The sequence below is a fragment of the Nocardia sp. NPDC004340 genome, from assembly GCF_053602575.1.
This window is the reverse complement of the sequence record NZ_JBSGDW010000002.1, coordinates 699785-706849: the sequence shown is the minus strand read 5'-3', so window position 1 is coordinate 706849 and position 7065 is coordinate 699785. Positions and strand designations below refer to the sequence as shown.

10 protein-coding genes are annotated in these 7065 nt (G+C 68.7%); 7 read left to right on the top strand and 3 right to left on the bottom strand.

The window, feature by feature from the left end; translation table 11 throughout:
- The first annotated feature begins 13 nt into the window (after positions 1-13).
- The 3 genes from ACWEOI_RS10710 (at position 14) to ACWEOI_RS10700 (ending at position 668) form a co-directional block, all read left to right on the top strand.
- The gene (locus ACWEOI_RS10710; protein WP_213559250.1) at positions 14-232 is read left to right on the top strand and encodes an MbtH family protein; all 219 of its coding nucleotides are present in this window, start codon (positions 14-16) and stop codon (positions 230-232) included.
- 121 nt (positions 233-353) lie between these two features.
- The gene (locus ACWEOI_RS10705; protein ID WP_452359474.1) at positions 354-500 is read left to right on the top strand and encodes a hypothetical protein; all 147 of its coding nucleotides are present in this window, start codon (positions 354-356) and stop codon (positions 498-500) included.
- Positions 501-539: 39 nt separating this feature from the next.
- On the top strand, positions 540-668 hold the full coding sequence (locus tag ACWEOI_RS10700; protein WP_433668625.1) for a hypothetical protein: 129 nt from the start codon (positions 540-542) through the stop codon (positions 666-668).
- Between the two features lie 165 nt (positions 669-833).
- Here the strand turns inward: ACWEOI_RS10700 and ACWEOI_RS10695 are convergent, their stop codons facing one another.
- Entirely contained in the window at positions 834-1709 is an 876-nt protein-coding gene (locus ACWEOI_RS10695; protein ID WP_452359473.1) for an esterase/lipase family protein, read from the bottom strand.
- 234 nt (positions 1710-1943) lie between these two features.
- Between ACWEOI_RS10695 and ACWEOI_RS10690 the strand changes: the two genes are divergently transcribed.
- A complete protein-coding gene (locus ACWEOI_RS10690; RefSeq protein WP_357091198.1) occupies positions 1944-2147 on the top strand; it encodes a hypothetical protein in 204 nt (67 codons plus the stop codon).
- 19 nt (positions 2148-2166) lie between these two features.
- On the opposite strand, the gene ACWEOI_RS10685 is transcribed toward ACWEOI_RS10690, so the two are convergent.
- Entirely contained in the window at positions 2167-3387 is a 1221-nt protein-coding gene (locus tag ACWEOI_RS10685; protein ID WP_433668621.1) for a TetR family transcriptional regulator, read from the bottom strand.
- A 65-nt stretch (positions 3388-3452) separates the two neighbouring features.
- Between ACWEOI_RS10685 and ACWEOI_RS10680 the strand changes: the two genes are divergently transcribed.
- Entirely contained in the window at positions 3453-3896 is a 444-nt protein-coding gene (locus ACWEOI_RS10680) for an SRPBCC family protein (protein WP_433668620.1), read from the top strand.
- A 35-nt stretch (positions 3897-3931) separates the two neighbouring features.
- Positions 3932-4699, top strand: a complete 768-nt coding sequence (locus tag ACWEOI_RS10675) for an enoyl-CoA hydratase (protein WP_433668618.1) — start codon at positions 3932-3934, stop codon at positions 4697-4699.
- 97 nt (positions 4700-4796) lie between these two features.
- Here ACWEOI_RS10675 and ACWEOI_RS10670 read toward each other — a convergent pair whose 3' ends face one another.
- Positions 4797-5390: an SACE_7040 family transcriptional regulator gene (locus ACWEOI_RS10670; RefSeq protein ID WP_433668616.1), complete on the bottom strand. Its 594-nt coding sequence runs from the start codon at positions 5388-5390 to the stop codon at positions 4797-4799.
- A 112-nt stretch (positions 5391-5502) separates the two neighbouring features.
- Here ACWEOI_RS10670 and ACWEOI_RS10665 point away from each other — a divergent pair, with 112 nt between their 5' ends.
- Complete coding sequence (locus ACWEOI_RS10665) at positions 5503-7065, top strand: carboxyl transferase domain-containing protein (RefSeq protein WP_452359472.1); 1563 nt, start codon at positions 5503-5505, stop codon at positions 7063-7065.

Below are 7065 nucleotides of genomic sequence, written 5' to 3'. Positions count from 1 at the left end.
AAAGGCAACCCGAATGAGCAATCCGTTCGACGACGAAAACGCCCAGTTCTATGTTCTCGTCAACGAGGAGGCCCAGCACTCGCTGTGGCCGGTGTTCGCCGCCATCCCCGGCGGCTGGACCGCGGCGCACGGCCCGGCCCTGCGACAGAGCTGCCTGGACTACGTCGAGGCGCACTGGACCGACATGCGACCTGCCTCGCTCGTCCAGGCCATGTCGGTCGAGCCCGAATAGACCAGCGGAACACCGAGTTCCGTATCCACAGACCCGGGGTCAAATGGCCCCGTGCGGCGGTCCCGAGAAGAAACCACACATCGAGGGGGTCTGTCCGCGTCGTGAAAGAAAGGGAATCACCATGACTACCACTCCTCCGGATCCCGGCACTACGCCTTCGGTCGACATCGGCGCTGTTGTCTCCCAGGTGCTGAAGTTCCTGGGCGCCGGTTCCACCGCGAGCTACAACCCCAAGGGCCCGAAGCTCAAGACCCACAGCGCGAAGTAATTCGCGCCGCACTCACGAAATTCTCGAAAGGAAATCGCTGTGGATTTCTACACTGGCAGCGGTATGACCGACCTGCTCATCGCGATCGCGAAGGTCATCGGCTCCGGCTCCTCGACCTCGGTCACCCAGCCGGGCGGCACTACCCCTACCCCGACTCCGGTCGTCTAGGAGGCCTGCATGTTCAGCGGTAGTGCTGTGAACGACTTTTTCAGCTTCCTGGCGAAGTCGCTGGGCTCCGGCTCCTCCTTCACCTGGCCGCCGGCGACTACGTAGCAGCTTTCGGGCAGGTGTGTGAAGGCCGCCAGGGCAACCCGTCCTGGCGGCCCCCGGGGCTCAGCGCCGCAACCGGTCCAGGACCCAGCCCGCGGTCTCGGCGCTGGATCGGATCAGTGAGTGGTCCACCGGCGCCGCGTCCGGGAACAGGTCCTCGTAGACCACGTTCTCGACGCCCGGTTCGTCGAGGGTCGAGCACTGCGGCGCGGGCGTGGCGAGCTGATCCCGGCGCGTCGCGATCACCGAATAGGTGACCCCGGGCTGGGTGACCCGCGTATCGAAAATCGCCTTGTACACCGGCGAATCCGGTGTCATCTGCAGGGCTGTGGCCAATTCCGGCGAGGCCGCGGCCAGCAGGGTGCTCAGCACGGGCAGCTCGTGCAGCAGCTGCACGGGGGTGATGGGCGGATTCGGGATGCCGAGGACACCCGCGCCGTCACAGCCGCGCACCTCGGGCGTGATGAACACGGCGTGGCTCACCGTCGGCGCCCCGCCCAGCAGCTTCAGGTAGTAGTTCGTCACGATGGTCCCCGCCGAGTGGGCCACGATCTCGACCTTCTCGGCCCCGGTGGTCTCCCGCACCTTCGCGATGAAATCCGCGACCTGCCCTGCCTCGGCGGGCATATCGCCGTACCACCGCTTCCTGTTCACCACACCGCCCTGGAACAGCAGAGTGCAGTATCCGGCCCCGCGCAGTGCGCCGACCATGGTCTCCCACTGCGCGGCGGTCTGATCCGTGCTGCCGTCCCCGCCGGGCAGCACCACCACGGGATACGGATGCGCGGCGGTCGGCCCGCAGTCGATGACCGGTTCGATGGTGCTCCCGGCCGGCAGCGGCCGATCCGCGGACCCGGTCTCCGGCCCGGCCTGCGCGGGCGCGGCCGACCACAGGACGGCGGCGCTCGCCGCGATTGCGACAGTGCTGATGATTCTCATGGGCAACAACGCCTTTCGGCCCTAGTCTTGCAGTCCTCCCCGACCATGCGCTGTGCACGATACCGGCCGGCCGCGAGAATTCGGCGAAGCGAATTCGACTCGCGCGCGCCGCTTCCTGGGCGAGCGAACGATTGGCAAATATATTTGCTCCGAACGTAAACCCTGGTTACCACGAAATAGTCCCGGAGCGCCCGCACTCGCGCAATCGCTGAAGATTAGCTATGAGAGGGAGATATGAGCCGGCCCGAGCCCCTGGAACCACACGTGATCGGTCTCTACTGGGACCGGGACGGCGATATCTGGCAGCGGGAGGACGGCGGCTGGCGGCTCATCCTGCAGAGCGGCGTGGCCGTCGATCCGGTCTCGCTGTGGGAGTGGGACAACGGGCACGTCTGCGACTACGCGCCTTTCGTCCCGCTGACCGCCCTGAAGGCCTAGCCCTCCGGCCTTCGGAGGTTCAGCGCTCCGGTATGTCGGCGCCGAACAGGGTGACCTCCATCAGCCGGATCACCCTGGGCGGCGGGCAGATCGACGCGTGACCGCCGAACTCGCGCCCCAGATCCACCACCAGACCGAACCCGGCCTGCACCAGGATGCGCGCCTCGCTCTCGGACAGTTCCGGGCGCACCGCCACCAGCAGCCGCACCCACTCGGCCACGATGAGCCGCTGCACATTGCGCAGCATGGTGCGCTCCTCGGCCGAGACATGGCCGAACTCGGCGTAGTACACGAAGGTCAGCTCGCGCTCGGCGAACGATCCCGCGACATACAGATCCACCAGTTTGCGCAGCGCCTCGGCCGGAGTCGACGAGGTCGCCACCGCCGGGCCGATCGCCCCGGACACCCGGTCCGCCGCCCGGCGGAACGCGGCGGCCAGTAGATCGCCCTTGCTGCGGTAGTACCGGTACACCGCCGAGGCCGCCGACAGATCGGCCGCGGCCGCGATGTCCTCCACGCTCACATTGGGGTAGCCGCGCTGGTGGAACAGCTCCACCGCCTTCTTCAGCAGCAGCTCGTGCTTGAAACTGCGCGGGATCTCCACCGCGCGCGGCGGCTCCGCCGCGGTGCCCTCCGGCGGCAGCTCGGTGTCGAGGATGGCGTCGCAAGCCGAATGCAGCAGGGCCGTCAGCGATTTCGCGGGCAGCGTGGCGTGGTGGTCGCCGATGCTGGAGATGACGCTGAGCATCGACACCGCCCGCACCGCGCGGTCGTGCCCGTCGAGTTCGGGCCGCACGTCCGCGATGAGCGCGCGCAACGTGGTCAGCGCCACGATGAACTGCTCCTCCAGGATCTGCCGATCGGTGTCGTCGAGATAGCGGCGCTCCCAGCGCACCAGGGTGACGGTGGCGCGATTGGCGATGGTCTCGGCGATCATCCGATCCAGCACCCGGTTCAGCCGGGCGCGCGGGGACAGGCCCTCGGACTCGTCGGGCAGCGTGGCCGCCTCGGCGGTGAGCCGCGACAGGCGCAGCAATTCCTCCCGGAACAGCGCGTACTTGCTCGGATAGTGCCGGTACAGGGCGGCCGACGAAATACCGAGCCGGGTGGCGATGTCCTCCATGCTCACGCCGTGGTAGCCGAGCGATCCGAAGGCGGCGGCCGAAGTGGCGGCGATCTGCGCGCGCCGATTCTTCGGTCGGCGGCGGATCACGCGCTGCGGCTGCTCCTCGACGGTCATATCGCAATGGTAATCACCAGGCATTTCGGCCGACGTCCCGCCGCCGATCTGGGTAGTCTGCCGGGATGCGCACGGTCGACGTCGAACGCACCATCGCCGCCCCGCCCGCGGATGTCTTCGATTGGCTCACCGATGTCGCGAATTATCAACGGGTTCCGTTCGTCCGCCGCGTCACCCTGGTCCGCCCCGGCAATACCGCGGGCAACGGCGTGGGCGCGGTGCGGTTGGTGGTGACCCCGCTCATGCGGCTCACCCAGGAGATCACCGAATACGATCCGCCCCGGCTGATGCGGTATCGCGGGCTGAAATCCGTTCCGCGCCTGCGGCATCAGGAGGGTTCCATCAGCTGTGACCCGGTCGCCGACGGCACCCTGGTGCACTGGTCGACGACCTTCGAGATCGCCGCGCCCGTGCTCGCGCCGATGTGGACCTTCCTGGCGGCCCCGGTGGTGAGCCTCAGCTTCGACATGGTGTTGCGGACCGCCGCGCGCGAACTACGCGGTGCGTGAACGCGGCGCCCCGCGCGCCGTTACCATCTGGGGCCATGGCCGAGATCAAGGTGGAGCGCCTGAAGTCCGTGGCGCTGGTGACGGTGCACGACCCCGACAAGCGGAATGCGTTGACGCTGGATCTATCCGCCGATCTCGCGGACGCGGTGGCGGACGCCGAGGCCGACGAATCGGTGCACGCCCTGGTGGTCACCGGCACGCCCCCCGCCTTCTGCGCGGGCGCCAACCTGACCGCCCTGGGCGAGGCGAAGGAAGAGGGCCTGCGGGCCATCTATGAAGGCTTCCTTGCGGTGGCCCGCTGCAAGCTGCCCACCATCGCGGCGGTCGGCGGCCAGGCCGTCGGCGCGGGCCTGAACCTGGCGCTGGCCGCCGACCTGCGCTTCGCGAATCCCAACGCCCGCTTCGACGCTCGCTTCCTGCGCCTGGGCATCCACCCCGGCGGCGGCATGACCTGGATGCTGCAGCGCGCGGTGGGCCCGCAGCAGGCGACGGCCATGACGCTGTTCGGTGAGGTGCTCGACGCGCACGAAGCGGCAACCGCCGGACTGGTGCACCGGGTCGTCGACGGCGACCACGCCGCCCTGGTCGCCGCCGCCGTCGAATACGCCTCCGCGACAGCGGAAGTCCCACGTGAGCTGCTCATCACCACCAAGCGCACCATGCGCGCCACCCGTGCCCTGCCCACCCACGCGGAGGCGGTCAGCACCGAGGTGATCCCGCAGCTGGCGTCGCTCGAATCGCCCGAGTTCGCCGCCCGCCTGGCCGCGGCGCAGACCCGGATCAGCGGGTCGTCCGCGAACTGAGTTCGATCGAAGCGGTGAAACAGCCTGTGGCGTGGACGGATTCGATTCCGTCCGCGCCACCGCTCGTTCGGGACAGGTGGGGGAGCCGGTGGGGGAGTCAGTCCAGGGCGGCGAGGGCCATGCGGCGCAGGATCGGGCGCGCCCTGGTGGCGCTGGCCGGTGCGCTGTGCGGGGTCGAGTTGATCAGGCCGAAGGTGGCGTGCGCTTGGACGCGCGCGGCCTGCTCGGGTAGGTCGGGGCGTAGTTCCCGCAGCACCGCCACCCACACCTCCACGTACTGCCGCTGCGTGCGCCGCACCTGACGGCGCGCCGACTCCGGCAGATTCTCCAGGTCGCGATCCTGGATGCGGATCAGCTCGGGTTCGCCGAGCGCGAAGTCGAGGTGGAAGTCCACCAGGCCGCCGAGCGCCTCGCGCGGGGAACCCGCCGCGAGCGCCACGGACCGGCCGCCGTCGAGCAGCCGCTGACTGATGCCGACCAGCAGCTCGACCAGCAGCGCCTCCTTGTTGGGGAAGTGCCGGTACACGGCGGGCCCGCTGATGCCGGCCGCCGCGCCGAGATCGTCGAGCCGCATGCCGAGGAATCCGCGGTCCGCGATGAGTCGCGCACCCGCCTCCAGCAGCTGTTCGCGACGTTGCGCCTTGAGCTGCTCGCGCCGGGTCAGCCCCACGGGTTCCGTCGCACTGTTCACCGTGGCTCCTTTCAGCGGTGCTGGACAACTCAGTTAGTGAAGATTATCTTATTTTCCAGTTATTGGTGACTAACCGAGCGGACCGGATCGGACGCACGGGGAGGCGGAGCGGATGACGCTGAGCGAACAGACGCGGACCGGGAACCGGGACGCGCACCTGGCGTTGGTCGAGGAGCTGCGGGAGCGATTGGCCGTCAGCGCGCTGGGCGGGCCCGAGAAATCGCGGGAACGGCACCTGGCCCGCGGCAAGCTGCTGCCGCGCCAGCGGGTGGACCAGCTGCTCGATACCGGCAGCCCGTTCCTGGAGCTGTCGCCGCTGGCGGCCAACGGCATGTACGACGACGAATGCCCCGGTGCGGGCGTGATCGGCGGCATCGGCCGGGTCTCCGGGCGCGAGTGCGTGATCCTCGCCAACGACGCGACGGTCAAGGGCGGCACCTACTACCCGATGTCGGTCAAGAAGCATCTGCGCGCCCAGGAAGTCGCGCTGCAGAACAATCTGCCGTGCGTCTACCTGGTCGACTCCGGCGGCGCGTACCTGCCCCGGCAGGACGAGGTGTTCCCCGATCGCGAGCACTTCGGCCGCATCTTCTTCAACCAGGCGAACATGAGCGCCAAGGGGATCGCGCAGATCTCCGCGGTCATGGGCTCGTGCACCGCGGGCGGCGCGTACGTCCCGGCCATGAGCGACGAGACCGTCATCGTGCGCAATCAGGGCACCATCTTCCTGGGCGGCCCGCCGCTGGTGAAGGCGGCCACCGGCGAGGTCGTCACCGCCGAGGAACTGGGCGGCGGCGATCTGCACTCGCGCACCTCCGGCGTCACCGATCATCTGGCCGAGAGCGATCAGGACGCGCTGCGCATCGTGCGCAATATCGTGGCCACGCTGGGCCCGAAGACGCCGACGCCGTGGGATGTCGCGCCGACCGTGGACCCGATCGCGCCGCAGGACGAGCTGTACGACGTGGTGCCGGTGGACCTGCGCACCCCCTACGACGTCCGCGAGGTCATCACCCGCGTCGTCGACGGCGGCGAATTCCAGGAATTCAAGGCCGAATACGGCAAGACCCTGGTCACCGGCTTCGCCCGGATCCACGGCCACCCGGTCGGCATCGTCGCCAACAATGGCGTGCTGTTCAGCGAATCCGCCATGAAGGGCGCGCATTTCATCGAACTGTGCGACAAGCGCAAGATCCCGCTGCTGTTCCTGCAGAACATCACCGGCTTCATGGTCGGGCGCGACTACGAGGCGGGCGGCATCGCCAAGCACGGCGCGAAGATGGTGACCGCGGTCGCGTGCGCCCGGGTGCCGAAGCTGACCGTGGTGATCGGCGGCTCCTACGGCGCGGGCAACTACTCCATGTGCGGGCGCGCGTATTCGCCGCGCTTCCTGTGGATGTGGCCGAACGCCCGCATCTCCGTCATGGGCGGCGAGCAGGCGGCCTCGGTGCTGGCGACCGTGCGCGGCGACCAGTCGGAGGAGGATCTGGAGAAGTTCAAGGCCCCGATCCGTGAGCAGTACGAGGCCCAGGGCAATCCGTACTACTCCACGGCCCGGCTCTGGGACGATGGCGTCATCGACCCCGCCGACACCAGAACCGTTGTCGGCCTGGCCCTCTCGGCCTGCGCGCAGGCCCCGCTCGAGCCCGTCTCCTACGGCGTCTTCCGGATGTGA

Coding starts and splice junctions, on each gene's coding strand:
- ACWEOI_RS10710 (WP_213559250.1), top strand. CDS start 14: ATGAGCAATCCGTTCGACGACGAAAACGCCCAGTTCTATGTTCTCGTC.
- ACWEOI_RS10705 (WP_452359474.1), top strand. CDS start 354: ATGACTACCACTCCTCCGGATCCCGGCACTACGCCTTCGGTCGACATC.
- ACWEOI_RS10695 (WP_452359473.1), bottom strand. CDS start 1,709: ATGAGAATCATCAGCACTGTCGCAATCGCGGCGAGCGCCGCCGTCCTG.
- ACWEOI_RS10690 (WP_357091198.1), top strand. CDS start 1,944: ATGAGCCGGCCCGAGCCCCTGGAACCACACGTGATCGGTCTCTACTGG.
- ACWEOI_RS10685 (WP_433668621.1), bottom strand. CDS start 3,387: ATGACCGTCGAGGAGCAGCCGCAGCGCGTGATCCGCCGCCGACCGAAG.
- ACWEOI_RS10680 (WP_433668620.1), top strand. CDS start 3,453: ATGCGCACGGTCGACGTCGAACGCACCATCGCCGCCCCGCCCGCGGAT.
- ACWEOI_RS10675 (WP_433668618.1), top strand. CDS start 3,932: ATGGCCGAGATCAAGGTGGAGCGCCTGAAGTCCGTGGCGCTGGTGACG.
- ACWEOI_RS10665 (WP_452359472.1), top strand. CDS start 5,503: ATGACGCTGAGCGAACAGACGCGGACCGGGAACCGGGACGCGCACCTG.